Source organism: Streptomyces sp. NBC_00029, assembly GCF_045160505.1.
In the GTDB taxonomy this organism is placed as follows: Bacteria; Actinomycetota; Actinomycetes; order Streptomycetales; family Streptomycetaceae; genus Streptomyces.
The window spans coordinates 3756607-3772282 of record NZ_CP108292.1; the positions used below are offsets into that span (position 1 = coordinate 3756607).

General features: G+C 71.0%; 10 protein-coding genes. 4 read left to right on the plus strand and 6 right to left on the minus strand.

The window, feature by feature from the left end:
• Positions 1-94 precede the first annotated feature (94 nt).
• Entirely contained in the window at positions 95-2371 is a 2277-nt protein-coding gene (locus OG753_RS17700; RefSeq protein ID WP_405789124.1) for a CDP-glycerol glycerophosphotransferase family protein, read from the plus strand.
• A 61-nt stretch (positions 2372-2432) separates the two neighbouring features.
• Here the strand turns inward: OG753_RS17700 and OG753_RS17705 are convergent, their stop codons facing one another.
• The 3 genes from OG753_RS17705 to OG753_RS17715 all read right to left on the minus strand — a co-directional run bounded on the left by OG753_RS17705 (position 2433) and on the right by OG753_RS17715 (position 6221).
• Positions 2433-2936: a hypothetical protein gene (locus OG753_RS17705; protein WP_327262736.1), complete on the minus strand. Its 504-nt coding sequence runs from the start codon at positions 2934-2936 to the stop codon at positions 2433-2435.
• Positions 2933-5413 (minus strand): hypothetical protein, encoded by a 2481-nt coding sequence (locus tag OG753_RS17710; protein ID WP_405789126.1) that lies wholly within the window; start codon positions 5411-5413, stop codon positions 2933-2935. The genes OG753_RS17705 and OG753_RS17710 overlap by 4 nt, the downstream gene beginning before the upstream one ends.
• A 169-nt stretch (positions 5414-5582) precedes the next feature.
• Positions 5583-6221 carry a TetR/AcrR family transcriptional regulator gene (locus OG753_RS17715; protein WP_327262738.1) on the minus strand — a complete coding sequence of 213 codons (639 nt, stop codon included), beginning with the start codon at positions 6219-6221 and terminating at the stop codon, positions 5583-5585.
• 136 nt (positions 6222-6357) lie between these two features.
• Between OG753_RS17715 and OG753_RS17720 the strand changes: the two genes are divergently transcribed.
• A complete protein-coding gene (locus OG753_RS17720) occupies positions 6358-7275 on the plus strand; it encodes an ABC transporter permease (protein WP_405789128.1) in 918 nt (305 codons plus the stop codon).
• Positions 7268-8080 carry an ABC transporter ATP-binding protein gene (locus tag OG753_RS17725; protein ID WP_405789129.1) on the plus strand — a complete coding sequence of 271 codons (813 nt, stop codon included), beginning with the start codon at positions 7268-7270 and terminating at the stop codon, positions 8078-8080. The genes OG753_RS17720 and OG753_RS17725 overlap by 8 nt, the downstream gene beginning before the upstream one ends.
• A gap of 83 nt (positions 8081-8163) precedes the next feature.
• On the opposite strand, the gene OG753_RS17730 is transcribed toward OG753_RS17725, so the two are convergent.
• The 3 genes from OG753_RS17730 to OG753_RS17740 form a co-directional block, all read right to left on the minus strand.
• On the minus strand, positions 8164-13128 hold the full coding sequence (locus tag OG753_RS17730; protein ID WP_405789130.1) for an NAD-glutamate dehydrogenase: 4965 nt from the start codon (positions 13126-13128) through the stop codon (positions 8164-8166).
• Between the two features lie 367 nt (positions 13129-13495).
• Positions 13496-14161: an HAD hydrolase-like protein gene (locus tag OG753_RS17735; protein ID WP_327262742.1), complete on the minus strand. Its 666-nt coding sequence runs from the start codon at positions 14159-14161 to the stop codon at positions 13496-13498.
• Complete coding sequence (locus tag OG753_RS17740; protein ID WP_405789132.1) at positions 14158-14658, minus strand: DUF6912 family protein; 501 nt, start codon at positions 14656-14658, stop codon at positions 14158-14160. Before OG753_RS17740 ends, OG753_RS17735 begins: the two co-directional genes overlap by 4 nt.
• A 301-nt stretch (positions 14659-14959) precedes the next feature.
• Here OG753_RS17740 and OG753_RS17745 point away from each other — a divergent pair, with 301 nt between their 5' ends.
• Positions 14960-15409, plus strand: a complete 450-nt coding sequence (locus tag OG753_RS17745) for an Rv3235 family protein (protein WP_327262744.1) — start codon at positions 14960-14962, stop codon at positions 15407-15409.
• The last annotated feature ends 267 nt before the right edge of the window (positions 15410-15676 follow it).

Sequence of the window (15676 nt, forward strand, 5' to 3'; positions counted from 1 at the left end):
GACGCTGCGTAACCCGAATGCCACGCACCGCGTAACCCGATCGCCACGCCGGGGGTTCCTGGGCAAACAGCCCGCGCCGACCCCTGGATGTGCCGTGCCCCGGTTCAGCGTCATCGTGCCCGCGTACAAGGTCCAGGCCTACCTCCAGGAGAGTCTGGACTCGGTGCTGACGCAGTCGTGCCCGGACCTGGAGCTGATCGCGGTCGACGACGCCTCGCCGGACGCCTGCGGTTCGATCATCGACGAGTACGCGGCCCGCGACCCCCGGGTGACGGCCGTGCACCTGGCGCAGAACCTGGGCCTGGGGCCGGCCCGCAACGCGGGCCTGTCCCGCGCGAGCGGCGACTACCTGATCTTCCTCGACGGCGACGACACCCTCGCCCCCGGCGCCCTGCAGGCCATCACCGACCGGCTGAAAGCCACCGGCTCCCCCGACATCCTGGTCTACGACTACGCGCGCACCTTCTGGTCGGGCGAACTGGTGCGCAACAGCCTCTCGAACCGGCTGTCCGAGGAGGGCCCGGCCAGCTTCCGCCTCGCCGACCGCCCGGCCCTCCTCGGCATGCTGATGGTGGTGTGGAACAAGGCGTACCGCCGCGAGTACGTGGAGCGCGAGGGCCTCGTCTTCCCGCCCGGCTTCTACGAGGACACCCCCTGGACCTACCCGGCGCTGCTGGCCGCCGAGTCCGTCGCCGTCCTGGACCGGGTCTGCGTCCACTACCGGCAGCGGCGCACCGGCTCCATCCTGACCACCACCAGCCGCCGCCACCTCGACATCTTCGACCAGTACGACCGGGTCTTCGGACACCTCGCCGGCCGCCCCGAGCTGGAGCGCTGGCGGCCCGCCCTGCACCGGCGCATGGCCGAGCACTTCTGCACCCTGTACGCCGACCCGCGCCGCCTCCCGCGCGCCGCCCGGGCCGAGTTCTTCGCCCGGGCCTGCCTCATGCTGCGCCGCTACCGCGCCCCGGGCGGCAGCGGCGCGCTGCCGCTGTCCCTGTCGCGGACCGACCGGGTCCGGCACACCCTGATGCGGCTGGGCACCCGGCGCACGTACCGGCTGCTGTCGGCGCTGCGCTCGGCCGGACTGGCGCTGGGCCGGGCGGCCTCGGGTCTGTGGCGCGGCCTGCGGGAGTCCGGGATGCGGCTGCACTACCGGATCCAGCGGCTCCTGCCGCTGGATCCGGAGCTCGCGGTCTTCTCCGCGTACTGGCACGGCGGCTACGCCTGCAATCCGGCGGCCATCGAGGCCAAGCTGCGGGAGCTGGCACCGCGGATGCGCACGGCGTGGATCTGCGACCCGGCGCACGCCTCGACGCTGCCCCGCGAGACGACGGCGCTGCGGCCGGGCTCGGCGGCGTACTGGACCGCCCTGGCCAGGGCCGGCCACCTGGTCACGAACGTCAACTTCGACCGCGCCCTGGTCAAGCGGCCGGGCCAGGTCCTCGTCCAGACGCAGCACGGCACCCCGCTCAAGCGCGTCGGCCTCGACCTCCAGGACCGTCCGGCGGCCACCCCGACGACGGACTTCGCGGGGCTGCTGCGCGGCGCCGACCAGTGGGACTACCTGCTGTCCTCGAACCGGCACTCCACCCTGGTCTGGGAGAAGGCCGTCCCGTCCTCCTACACGACGCTGGAGTACGGCTACCCCCGCAACGACGTCTTCCACCGGGCGGGCCCGGCCGAGGTACTGGCGCTGCGCGAACGCCTGGGCATTCCGGCGGGTTCGACGGCCGTCCTGTACGCACCCACGCACCGCGACTACCGGCGCAGCCGGCCGGAACACCTGGACTTCGAGCGGGTCCTGCGGGACCTGGGCCCGCGCTTCACGATCCTCGCCCGCACCCACCTCACGTACGCGGACGTCCCGCCGTCGCCGGACACGCACCCCCGCCTGATCGACGTCTCCTCGTACCCCTCGGTGGAGGAGCTGGCCCTGGCCTCGGACGCGCTGGTGACGGACTACTCGTCGCTGATGTTCGACTACGCGGTGCTGGACCGCCCGATCGTCATCCACGCGGACGACTGGGAGGCGTACGAGGCGGCCCGGGGCACGTACTTCGACCTGCGGTCGTGCCCGCCCGGCGCGATCGCCCGGACCGAGGACGAGCTGGTGGACATCTTCAGCACCGGCCACTGGCAGGGCTCGCGCTCCGCCCAGCTGCGGGCGGCCTTCCGGGCGCGCTTCTGCTCGTACGACGACGGCCACGCGGCGGAACGGGTGGTGCGCCGGATCTTCCTGGGCCAGAGCGCCCCGATCCCGGCGGTCGTGCCCCTGGCGGACCGCCGCCCCGCCCCGTCGGCCCCCGCAGCCACCGCTTCGGCCCCGGAACCGATGCTGGCCCCGCTGGCATCGAGCCGGTGGCCGTAGCGGACCGAAAGCCGGCCGCCCCGGGGTCCGCCCGCAGACGGCCCCCGGCCGGCCGGCCCGCTCAGCCCGCGTCGAGCGCGTCCAGACCCGCCCCGTCCAGGTCGAGCGGCGCCCGCTCCCGCGCCTGCTCCACGGTCCCCCGGGCGATGGCCGCCATGTCCACCTCGATGTGACCGGACCCGTCGAGGCCGAAGCCTCCACCGCGCTCGAACATCAGCACGAGAGGCTCGAAGGGCGAGGGCAGGTCCGGGAGAACGGGGGCGGTGTCCGAGAGCACTGCGAAGTTCAGGGCCCACGTGACGGTGTTCAGAACGACCGGCTGCTGCAGACCGATCCTCTCCGCGACACCCTTCACCGACTCGTCGTCGATCCGCGCCGAAGGATCGATACGCTCGGCGATGTCGAAGAACGGCCACTCCGTGGAACCGGTCGCCCCGGCCCACAACGCGGAGCGCCGCAGGAACTCACGCATGAGCGCGACACGCGACCGGGTGCGGTCGAACGAGCCGACCCAGTCGGCCCTTTCGAGCCTCGCTGCGAGCGCCAGGGCAGAATCCGTCCTCACGGCTTGTTCCTCCGGATGTAGTCGATGAGGTCGTCCAAGTTTGACAGGTCGGGCCGGATCTCGAAGGGCGGCGGATCCATGCCCAGGGAGCGCCATGCGACGTACGGGTTCGCATGGGTCTCGTGCGGCGAGACCTCGTGGGCGCCGTAGTGCTCCTTCGTGAACCAGTTGACGCCGTCGGCGTCGTAGTTCATGCCCCGGTACGGCATGCCCTCCGCCATGAGGACTCCCTCGACGCCCTCATGGACCATCAGCCGCCTGAAGGCCACCTGCCCCGCCTCGTCGAGGGTGCCGGCCTCGGCCCGCTGCCACAGTTCGGCCACGTGCTCCATGGGAGCCACCCGCCCGTTGCGGACCTGACCCGGACCGATGGGGAAGCGCTCGTGCACCGTGAAGAAGAGGTGCTGCCGCACGCCGTCGAGGACCTCCCTGGATATGCCCGTGTTCTCGGCGATCCGGATCGTGTCGCCCTCGTTGGCGCGGATCGCGTCGTAGGCTTCACCGGCCTTGCCCTGGGGCTCGTCCACGTACGGCGCACCGTCCGACGCGAAGTGCTCCGGCGGGACAGTGACGACGTCCGGCTGGTCCGGCGGGGGGGCGTCCCCGTCGCTTCCGGTGTCCCGGCCCGGAGGAACTTCCCCGTCCCCGGCACCGGACGGGGCGCTGTCGCCGTGGACACCGCCCGTGGACGGGGGTTCGTGGTGGCTGCCGGCGCCCGGGCCGTCCGTGTGACCCGTGCCCTCGGGGCCGTCCGTGTGCCCGCCACCGCCCGAGCCGGTGTCACCGTGGCCGCCGGTGGACGGGCCGTCGGCCCGGCTGGTGCCGGTCGGAGGGTCGTAGCTCCCGGAGGGGCCCGTGGCGGGCTCGTGGGCGTGGCCGCCGGGGGTGGTGTGGTCGCCGGCGCGGCCGGTGGGGGTGTTGTCGAAGCCGCCTGTGTGGTGGGCGGCGTTGTCGATGGTGTGGACGGGGCTGGAGATGTCGGAGGTGAGGTGGATGGGGTTGTCGCCGCCGCGGGCGGCGACGCCGGCGAGTTCGGGGACCCTGACGGTGGCGGGGGAGTCGGTCTTCGGGGCGTCGGTGCGCGGCAGGTCCGCGCCCGCGTTGGTGTCCGGTGAGGGCTCCTGGGTGGAGTTCTTGCCGCTCTGCTCGAGGGACCCGTCGGCCTTGTAGATGTTGCCTTCGATGTCCATGAACTTCGTGGTGCCGTCGGGCGTCGGCAGTTTGACCGTGTTCGGCGGGAGCGTGGTGGTTTTCTCCGGGAGTTTGATGTTCCCGTCGGACAGCTTGATCGCCCCGTCCGGAACAGCGGTACCCGACGGGAGGTGGATGACACCGTCGGGGAGCATGACGGCGCCTTCGGGGAGGGAGATCGCGCCGTCCAGGTTGATGCTCGGCGTCTCGATCTTGCCCATGCCCTTCAGACCGGCCATCACATCACCGATCTTCGAGAAACCGGCGCCCGCGCCCTTGAAGATGTACGTCATCGGGTCGATCGCCCGGCCGGCCTTGCCCGCGAACGACAGGGTCTTGGCGACCGCACCCGCCTTGCCCGCACCCGAGACCGCACCGCCCGCACCACCGGTGAACACCGTGGTCACCACATTGAACGTGACCGCACCCGCCGCACGACCCGGGTTCGAACCCCACTGGTCCCACGCCAGGAGCGCCTTGCCCGTCTCCTTCATCGCGGTACGGGAGTCACGCAGCCACGAGGGCAGCTTGTCGTCCGGAGCCGCCATGAACAGCGGGCCCACACCCGGGATCATCGCGATGCCCAGACCGGTACCGAGCTTGGCAAGGCCCGTCCAGGACTGCTTGAACACGTCCCAGCCCTGCAGGCCGACCAGACCGCCCAGGCCCTTGAGGGTTCCCCAGATACCGTCGACGACGATGCCCTTGCCGAACTCCCAGGCATGCTCCCAGACCTGCCAGCCGGGAATCGACTCCTCCACCGCGTCACCCCACGGCAGGGACTTCGCCTGCTTCAACGCCTCCGCGTCATACCCGTACATGTCGGCCGCGTTGGAGCCGTCGTTCACCCGCAACGGCTTCCCGTTGACCAGAGCGACGATCTTCGCGTGAGCGGCCCGTTCCACCGCGTGGAACTCTTCCCACACCTCCGCGACCTTGTTACGCCGCTCGAGGTTCTCGTCGATCAGATCGCCGTCCTCAGCCCACTTGTCCTCCTTCTCCGTCTTCTCCCGGAACGCCTGCGCCTCCGCCCGCAGACTCTCCAGCTTCTTGATGATCGGAGCCGCGTCACGCGAGTACGTCCCCAGCGCACCCGCGATCGTGCACATGTCAGAACTGAGCTTCAGCCCCAGATCCTGGACCGGCTTCGTCGTCGCGAACAGCTGATCCGCCTCCGGCGCCTGATAGAACGCCTGCAACCCACCAAAACTCGTATGGACGTCCGAGGCCTTCGTCGAAACGGTGGCACCACCCGACGAGATCAGCTTCACCTTCTCGTCCAGCACCGCCAGATCACCCGTGAAAACCGGTATCTCAGCCGGATCGACCGGCGCGCCCCCACTCATTCCTTACCCCCCGAGTGATCCAGCTACTGCGTCCCCCACCATCCCTATCAAGATCGGCGTTGCGGATGCAATTGCACATCCGGTTCCGTGACAAAGACATGACGTTGGATCACATCGGGGAGACGTCCGCCCTCAGGCCCGCCACCACCTGGCGGGCCAGGGTGTCCAGTTGGGCGGCCGTCATCGCGTCGCGGACGACCACCTGACGCCAGTAGAGCGGGCCGATCAGCAGGTCGAGGGTACGGTCCGGGCCGATGTCCGCCGGGAGTTCACCCCGGGCGACCGCATCCGCGACGACGCCCTGCGCCATCCGCTGCTGACCGTCGAGCAGAGCGCCGCGCACCGCGTCCGCGATGTCGGGGTTCCGCGCCGCTTCCACCAGCAGGTCGGGGATCACCGCAGAGGCCACCGGATGCCGCAGCACGTGTGACATGACCTCCAGCAGGGCCCGTACGTCCCCGTACAGCGACCCCGTCGCCGGCGCCGGCAGGCCGTCCGCCGCGAAGGCCCCGACCAGGTCCAGCACCAGGTGCAGCTTCGACTTCCACCGCCGGTAGACCGCGGTCTTGCCGACCCCCGCCCGCCGGGCGATGCCCTCGATGGACATCCGGGAGAAGCCGACCGCGGCCAGCTCCTCCACCACTGCGTCGCGGATCGCCTCGGTCACGTCCGCGCGCAGGACGGCGGCCCCGGCGGGGGCTCGGCGGGCGGGGGCGGGGGCCGAGTCGGCGGCGGGGTCGGTGGTCATGCACAGAGCATAACCGCGTCTCGTCAGGACGATACGGTTGCGTTCCGACGTACGACACCCTAACCTCGCCGTAGCGACGATACGGACCCGTCCCGACCTCAGAAGCGACGTACTGACCCCGTCGAAAGCGAACCCTGTGACCACCGCGACCGCACCCGAAACCGCGCCCGCGCCCTTCGCGCCCTCCGCGGAACTCGCGCAACTCGCCGCCGCCCACGGCCTCACCCTCAGCGGCGCCCGCCCCACGCTCCCCCGCTACATCGCGGAGCTCTGGGACCGCCGCCACTTCGTGACCGCGTACGCGACCGCCCGCATGCAGGCCACGTACAGCACGGCCAAGCTCGGCCAGCTCTGGCACCTGGTGACGCCGCTCCTCAACGCGGCCGTCTACTACTTCATCTTCGGCATCGTGATGAAGGCCAGCAACGGCGTGCCGGACTACGTCCCCTTCCTGATCACCGGCATCTTCGTCTGGGACTTCATCGGCAGCTCCGTCAACGCCGGCACCCGCGCCGTGCACAGCAACCGCGGCCTGGTCCGCGCCCTGCACTTCCCGCGCGCGAGCCTGCCCATCTCCACCGTCGTCCAGCTCTTCCAGCAGCTGCTCGTCACCATGGGCGCCCTGGTCATCCTGCTGCTGGCCTTCGGCCAGCGGCCCGCCTGGTCCTGGTTCCTCGCCGTCCCGACCCTCGTGCTGATGGCCGTCTTCGCCGCGGGCTGCGCGATGGTCATGGCGCGCATCGGCAGCAAGAGCCCGGACGTCAGCCAGCTGATGCCCTTCGTCCTGCGCACCTGGATGTACTCCTCGGGCGTCATGTGGTCCATCGACCAGATGCTCAAGACGGACCACCTGCCGCACTGGGTGCTGATGCTGCTCAAGTTCAACCCCGCGGCCGTCTACATCGACCTGATGCGCTTCGCGCTGATCGACAGCTTCGGAGCGCACTCGCTCCCGCCCCACGTGTGGCCCCTCGCCATCGGCTGGGCCCTGCTCGCCGGCATCGGCGGTTTCATCTGGTTCTGGAAGGCAGAAGAGGAGTACGGCCGTGGCTGACACCGCAACGAAGACCGGCACCGCCGGCACCACCGGCGCCACCGGCACCCGGGTGCCCACCGTCATCGCGGACGGCGTCCACGTCGTCTACAAGGTCCACGGCGCCGGCGCGGCCAAGGGCGGAGCCACCGCCGCGCTCGGCCGGATCTTCTCCCGCAGGCCGTCCCCCGGCATCAAGGAGGTGCACGCCGTCAAGGGCGTCACCTTCACCGCGTACAAGGGCGAGGCCATCGGCCTCATCGGCTCCAACGGCTCGGGCAAGTCCACCCTGCTGGCCGCCATCGCCGGCCTCCAGCCCGTGGCCCGCGGCCGGATCTACTCGCACGGCCAGCCGTCCCTGCTGGGTGTGAACGCCGCCCTGATGAACGACCTGACCGGCGAGCGCAACGTCGTCCTCGGCGGCCTCGCGATGGGCATGTCCAGGCAGCAGATCCGCGAGCGCTACCAGGACATCGTCGACTTCTCCGGCATCAACGAGAGGAACGACTTCATCTCCCTGCCCATGCGGACGTACTCGTCCGGCATGGGCGCCCGGCTGCGCTTCTCCATCGCCGCGGCCAAGGACCACGACGTCCTGATGATCGACGAGGCCCTGGCCACCGGAGACGCCGCATTCCAGCGCCGCAGCCAGGCCCGCATCGAGGAGCTCCGCGAACGCGCCGGCACCGTCTTCCTCGTCAGCCACGCCATCAACACGGTCCGCGAGACCTGCGACCGTGCGATCTGGCTGGAGTCGGGCGTCCTGCGTATGGACGGCCCCTCGAAGGAAGTCTGCGACGCCTACGACGCCTTCACCCGCCGCTGACCCTTCCAGCCCCGCTCCTCCACGAACGGGCCGGGCCCGGGACCACAAGGTCCCGGGCCCGGCCCGTTCCGTACAACCCGCGATCAGCTGTGCGCGCGCAACAGCGACCGCATCGTCCGCATCGCCACCGACAGGTTCGCCAGGTCGAAGTCGTCCGACCCCTGGATCTCGTCCAGAGTCGTCCGCGCACGCCCGATGATCGCCGCGTTCTTCTCCTCCCACGCCTTGAAGCGCTCCTCGGGAGTCGACGAACCGTTGCCCACCGACAGCACATCGGCCGTCAGGGCCGCGTGCGCCGCGAACAGGTCCTCGCGGATGGACGCACGGGCCATCGACTGCCAGCGGTCGGACCGCGGCAGCTCGATGATCCGGTCCATCAGCTGGGTGATGTTCAGGCGGTCGGCGAGGTCGTAGTACACCTCGGCGACCTCCAGCGGGTCCACACCCGTACGGTCCGCGATCGCCACGATGTCGAGCGCCGGGAAGGCGGAGGAGAAGCCGGCCACCTTGGCGGCCAGTTCCTCCGGGACGCCCTCACCCGTCAGCTCGTCCATGATCGACTGGTACCACTCCAGGTCGGCGCCGCGCACCAGCTTCGGCAGCTCGGCCCAGACCTGACCCACGCGCTCCGTGAAGAAGCCGATGGTCTCGGTGATCTGGAGCGGCTGCGGCCGGTTGTTCAGCAGCCAGCGGGTACCGCGCTCGACCAGGCGCCGCGAGTGCAGCCGCACCCGGGTCTGGACGTCGGCGGCGACCTTGTTGTCGAGCGTCTCCACCGCGTCCCACACGTCGGCCAGGCCGAAGATCTCGCGGGCCGCGAGCTGCGCCCGGACGATCTCCTCCGTGGAGGCCCCGCTCTCCTCGCGCAGCCGGTGCAGGAAGGTCGAACCACCGGTGTTGACGGTGTCGTTGACCAGGATGGTGGTGATGATCTCCCGGCGCAGCGCGTGCGCGTCGATCTGCTCGGTGAGCTTCTCGGCCAGCGCGGCCGGGAAGTACGCGAAGAGCAGGCGGCGCAGGTACGGGTCGTCCGGCAGCTCGGTGGCGATGAGCTCGTCCGCCACCGTGATCTTGGTGTAGGCGAACAGCACGGCCAGTTCCGGCTGGGTCAGGCCCTTGCCGCCGCTCAGCAGCTCGCGGATCTGCCGGTCGGTGGGCAGGAACTCCAGCGCCCGGTCGAGCAGCCCGTCCCGCTCCAGCCGGCGCATGTAGCGCTGCTGCGCGTGGAGCAGGCTCGGGGCCTGCGCCGCGCCGTTGGCGAGCGCGGTGTTCTGCGCGTAGTTGTTGCGCAGCACCAGGTGGCCGACCTCGTCGGTCATCTGGGCCAGCAGCTTGTTGCGCTGCTTGACGGTCATGTCGCCGTCGGTGACGACCGCGTTGAGCAGGATCTTGATGTTCACCTCGTGGTCGGAGGTGTCCACGCCGGCGCTGTTGTCGATGGCGTCGGTGTTGACCTTGCCGCCCTCGCCGCCGGCGCCGCTGCGGGCGAACTCGATCCGGCCGAGCTGGGTCAGACCCAGGTTGCCGCCCTCGCCGATGACCTTGGCCCGCACGTCGGAACCGTTGACGCGGATGGCGTCGTTGGCCTTGTCGCCGACGTCCGCATGCGTCTCGGCCGTCGCCTTGACGTACGTACCGATGCCGCCGTTCCACAGCAGGTCCACCGGGGACTGCAGGATCGCCTTCATCAGGTCGGCCGGGGTCATCTTGGTGACGCCCGCCTCGATGCCGAGGGCCTCGCGGACCTGCGCGGTGATCGGGACGGCCTTCGCGGAACGCGGGTGGATGCCACCGCCCGCGGAGATCAGCGTGGTGTCGTAGTCGGCCCACGAGGAGCGCGGCAGCTCGAACAGGCGGCGGCGCTCGGCGTACGAGGTGGCCGCGTCCGGGTTCGGGTCGATGAAGATGTGCCGGTGGTCGAAGGCGGCGACCAGGCGGATGTGCTCGGAGAGCAGCATGCCGTTGCCGAACACGTCGCCGGACATGTCACCGACTCCGACGACGGTGAAGTCCTCGGTCTGGGTGTCGTGGCCGAGCTCGCGGAAGTGCCGCTTGACGGACTCCCACGCGCCGCGGGCGGTGATGCCCATGCCCTTGTGGTCGTAGCCGGCCGAGCCGCCCGACGCGAAGGCGTCGCCGAGCCAGAAGCCGTAGGACTCGGCCACTCCGTTGGCGATGTCGGAGAAGGTCGCGGTGCCCTTGTCCGCGGCAACGACGAGGTAGGTGTCGTCCTCGTCGTGGCGGACCACGCCCTTGGGCGGCAGGACCTCGCCGGCGACCATGTTGTCGGTGATGTCGAGCAGCGCCGAGATGAAGATCTTGTACGAGGCGATGCCCTCGGCGAGCCAGGCATCGCGGTCCACCGACGGGTCGGGGAGGTTCTTCGCGACGAAGCCGCCCTTGGCGCCCACCGGCACGATCACGGTGTTCTTGACCATCTGCGCCTTGACCAGGCCGAGGATCTCCGTACGGAAGTCCTCACGGCGGTCGGACCAGCGCAGGCCGCCTCGGGCGACCTTGCCGAAGCGCAGGTGGACGCCCTCGACGCGCGGGGAGTACACCCAGATCTCGAAGGCCGGGCGCGGGGCCGGCAGGTCCGGGATGGCCTGCGGGTCGAACTTCATCGACACGTACGAGTGCTGCTCGCCCACGCCGTTGAGCTGGAAGAAGTTCGTGCGCAGCGTGGCCTTGATGAGCGTGAGGAAGGCCCGCAGGATGCGGTCCTCGTCGAGTGAGGCGACCTGGTCCAGGGCCCCGTCGAGCTCCTCCAGCATGGCGTCCACGAGCTCACTGCCGGCGGTCTGGCGCACGGGCGCCATGCGGGCCTCGAAGAGCGAGACCAGCAGCCGGGTGGTGTGGACGTTGTTGCGGAGGGTGTCCTCCATGTAGTCCTGGCTGAAGGTGGAGCCGGCCTGGCGCATGTACTTGGCGTACGCGCGCAGGACGACGGCCTGCCGCCAGGTGAGCCCGGCGCTCAGCACGAGGGCGTTGAAGTTGTCGTTCTCGGCGTCGCCCTGCCAGACCGCGGCGAAGGCGTCCTGGAAGCGCTCGCGGGCGTCGTCGCCGAGGTAGTTGTCCCCGCTCCCGGAGACGGGCATCCGCAGACCGAAGTCGTAGATCCACGCGCTGACGCGGTCGGAGCGGCGCAGCTCGTACGGGCGCTCGTCGGTGACCTCGACGCCCAGGCGCTGCAGCACCGGCAGGACCGCGGAGAGCGACACCTGGTCGCCGGTGCGGAAGATCTTGAACCGGCGCTCGCCGGGGCCCGCACCCACGGGCTCGTACAGCGAGAGGGCGAAGCGGCGCTCGCTGGCGGCGAGCTTCTCCAGGTGGACCAGGTCGGCGACCGCCGCGCGCGGCGAGTGGTCGGCCTTGTAGCCCTCGGTGAAGGAGGTGCCGTAGCGGCGCAGCAGCTCGGCGGCGCGCTCCTCGCCGCATTCGGCGATCAGCGCTTCCTGGAAGCCGTCGGCCCAGGAGCGGGCGGCCTCGACGAGACGGCCCTCGATGCGCTCGACGTCGGAGTCGGTCAGGGCGGGCAGCTCGGTGCCCTGCGGGACGCGGACGACGAAGTGGATGCGGGAGAGGATCGACTCGGTGTTCCACGCGGTGAAGTCGACGCTGATGCCGCCGAGCTCCTCCCGGAGGATGTCCATCAGACGCAGCCGCACGCCGGTGGTGAACCGGTCTCGGGGCAGGTAGACCAGCGCGGAGTAGTAGCGGCCGTACTCGTCCTGGCGCAGGTACAGCCGCAGCCGGCGGCGTTCCTGGAGGTACAGGACGGAGGTGACGATGGCCTGGAGCTGGTCGACCGGGGTCTGGAACAGCTCGTCGCGCGGGTACGTCTCGAGGATCTGCAGCAGGTCGCGGCCGTCGTGGCTGCTCGGCGCGAAGCCGGCTCCGTCGAGGACCTCGACGACCTTGCGGCGGATGACCGGGACGCGGCGCACGGACTCTGTGTACGCGGCGGAGGAGAACAGGCCGAGGAAGCGGCGCTCGCCGACGACGTTGCCGTCTGCGTCGAACTTCTTCACGCCCACGTAGTCGAGGTACGAGGGGCGGTGCACGGTGGAGCGGCTGTTGGCCTTGGTCAGCACCAGCAGGCGGTGCTCGCGGGCCTTGGCGCGGGCGTCGGCCGGCAGCCGGTTGAAGGACGGCGAGACCGGGTGGCCGTCGTCCTTGCCGCTGTGGTGCGGGTCGGAGCGCAGGATGCCGAGGCCGGTGCCGGGCACGGCGGCCAGGGAGTCGCCGTCGACGAGGTTGTATTCGCGGTAGCCGAGGAAGGTGAAGTGGTCGTCGGCGAGCCAGCGCAGCAGCTCACGGGCCTCTTCGAGCTCGTACTCGCGCAGGTCGGGGGCGGTGTGCTCCTCGGGCAGGCCCTCGGCGATGCGCAGCGCCGCGTCGCGCATCTTCTCCCAGTCCTCGACGGACTCGCGTACGTCGGACAGGACGCGCAGCAGGTCGGCGTTGATCTGCTTGAGGTCGGCGCGGTCGGTCTCGCGGTCGATCTCGACGTGGATCCAGGACTCGACGAGGGAGTCGTGGGGACGCGAGGTGCGGGGGCCGTGGGCGTCGCAGTCGGGACCGAGGATCTCGATCAGCTTGCCGGTGACGTCACGGCGTACGACGACCTGCGGGTGGATCACGACGTGGATGCCGCGGCCCTGGCGGGACAGCTCGTTCGTCACCGAGTCCACGAGGAAGGGCATGTCATCGGTGACCACCTCGACGACGGAGTGGCTGGAGGTCCAGCCGTTCTCCTCCACCGTGGGGGTGTGCACGCGCACGTTCGCGGTGCCCTGCGGCCGGTTCTCGGCGAGCCGGTAGTGCGAGAGCGCCGCGCCGAATACGTCGACCGGGTCCCGGTCCGCGAGGTCCTCGGGCGCCGTGTGCAGGTAGTAGCGCTGGAGGTACGAGAGCACTGTGTCCTGGTCTGGACGCTCTCCCCGCTCGGACCCAGTCGGAAGTAGCCCCCCGGCCGGGCTGTGCTCAGCTACCCGGGCCGCCCGTGCGAGCAGCTCGGCCTTTGCTTCGTCCAGCTTGGTCTGCATGTCCTCTGGCTCCTGTCGCGCGCCATTGCGTGACGTAGGTGAAGGAAGGAATGACATAGCGCCGCGAGGCGGGGTGTCCGTTCGGGATCGACGCTATGCCGTCGAGAGAGCCGACCGGGAGGGAATGAGCCATGATCGGCCGGATGTCCCGGGGGCGGGGATCAGCGAAGGCCCGGGCACGGTCGTGCGCCGGGCGCAGGCCGGAGGCTCCAGTGCCCCCGATGACTATCGCGCTGATCACGGGTACCAGGCTATCCCGACCTACCCCCAGGACGTCATTCGCTGCATCTGTACAAATCTTGGGGTGGAACTTTGACACTCTGGCCAGCGACGTGACCGCCCGTCCGTGCAGCAGCCTGTCCAGTCGCTATCCGGCCAGCTCACGAGCGGTCATTACGGCCTCTGCCAGGCTGTCCACGACCGGCACACCGGCCGATTCCAGACTGCTGCGGCTGTGCGAACCGCCCGTGTAGAGAACCGCGCGGGCACCCACGTGGGCAGCGGCGAGCGCGTCGTCCACGGCGTCTCCGATGAGGACCGTACGGTCGGCCGTCACGCCCGTCCCGTCCAGGGCGGTCAGGTGACGTACGAGGTGTCCCGCCTTGGACGTGTGGGAGGGGCCGGTCCGCCCGTCGACGCGCAGGAAGTGCTGCTCGATGCGGTGGAACCGGACCAGGGGCACCAGCTTCTCGTGGGGCGCGAGGGACAGCAAGGACTGCGTGAGCCCGCCCTGCTGCCAGTCCTGGAGCAGCTCCCGGGCACCCTCGGCCAGCCCGGCGTCCTCGGCGGCGGCCCAGTAGTGGCGGTGGAAGGTGTCGTCCATGACGAGCCACTCCTCCTCGGTGGGCAGCCGTCCCATGAGGCGCTCGTAGAACTTCGGCACCGGTACGACGTACAGGTCCCGGTACGTCTCCAGGGTGATCGGCTCGAAACCGAGCTCGGCGAAGGAGGCGTTGGTCGCGGCTATGACGGCGTCGATGTCGTGGAGGAGCGTGCCGTTCCAGTCCCAGACGATGTGGTTCGTGGCGGTCACTTCAGCAACCCCGCGATCTCCTGCACGCCGAACCACAGCAGCTCGTGGTCCTCGGCCGCGTCGACGACGGCCTGTGCGGCCGCGTCCCCGCCGTCGGCCGCATCGAGGGACCGCGCGGCCGCGGCCACGTCCTCGTCGGCGTCATCGGCGTCCGCGTGCACGGCAGCCGCCACGGCGAGCCGTACGGCGGCGCCGAGGGTCACCCGGCCCAAGGCGGCCTCGTCGTCGCCGGGGGCGGCGGTGGCGGCCTTGTCGTCGACGTCGAGGGCGACCACGACGCGCCGGCGCGGGGCGTCCGCGTCCGCGGCGAGCAGCCGCAGCGAGGCGAGCGCGGCCCGGTTCAGGGCCGCGTACTCCAGCTCCTCGATGTCGTCCGACACGTACCACTCGCGCAGCCCGGGGGTGACGGCGTACGCCAGCAGCGGGGCGGGGCCCAGCTCACCCGCCTTGTGCACCTCGGCGAGCCCGGGGAGGGTCAGGGGGACGTACACGCGCATGGCCGGCTGCTTTCGGTAGTCGGAAACGCACCCAGGATACGACTCGGACGGGGCCGGCCGGGTGATGGACTCCGTCCCCCATCGGGCCGTCGGGCCACGGCCCGCCCCCGTCCACCCGGGTCCTCGTGGGGCGCCGGCCGGGGCCGGGGAGCGGGCGCCGCCCATCCTGATAGGTGAACCGGGCGGGTGGCCCGCCGGAGCGCGGGCGTGGTTGCGGAGCGTGTTCGGCGGCCGTAGAAGATCCCCATCAAGTTACCGCCCGGTATGGCTCCGGGCCCGGCCTGTTCGGGGGCAGATCGCGATGGACACCACGACGCGCGGCACGATGACCGGCAACGAAGGCAGCCGTCGGCGGCCCGCCGGGCGCGCCCGGACCCGGCCGGCCGGGCGCCGCGATCCGCGGCGCCCCGCGGGCCCTCCGCGCACCCTGCGGCTCGGCCCGCACCACTGGTTCGCCGAACACCTCCTCGCGGTGGTCAGCGGCCTGCGCCCGGTCCACTCGCTCCTCGGCCACACGGTCGGCCCCGCCTACCAGCAGCTGATCGCCCTGGCCCCCACGGCCCCCCTGCGCGAGCGCCTGCGCCCGGTGGTCCGCCAGTGCGGCCGCTTCACCCCCGGCCCGGGGGTCATCGAGGCATTCGCCCGCATCGCCACGGGCGAGCGCCTGACGGCAATGGCCTTCCGCCTCGAACAGGGCCCGGACCTCCGCTGGCGCTGCGCAGCGGTAGAAATCCAGGGCCCCCGCCCCTGACCCCCCACCGGCCCCACGCCCACCCCCGCGGCGCTCCCGTCAGCCCCGCGGGCGCTCCCCTCAGCCCCGCGGGCGCTTGAGGCGCTCCCCCAGCCCCGCCGGCGCTTGAGGCGCCCCCCTCAGCCCCGCCGGCGCTTGAGGCGCCCCCCTCAGCCCCGCCGGCGCTTGAGGCGCGGGGGTCCGGGGGCGGCGCCCCCGGCAACGGCGCCGCAGGGCACCGCACCACCCGGCCGGCACCACACGACCCGGCCGGCACCACACAACGCG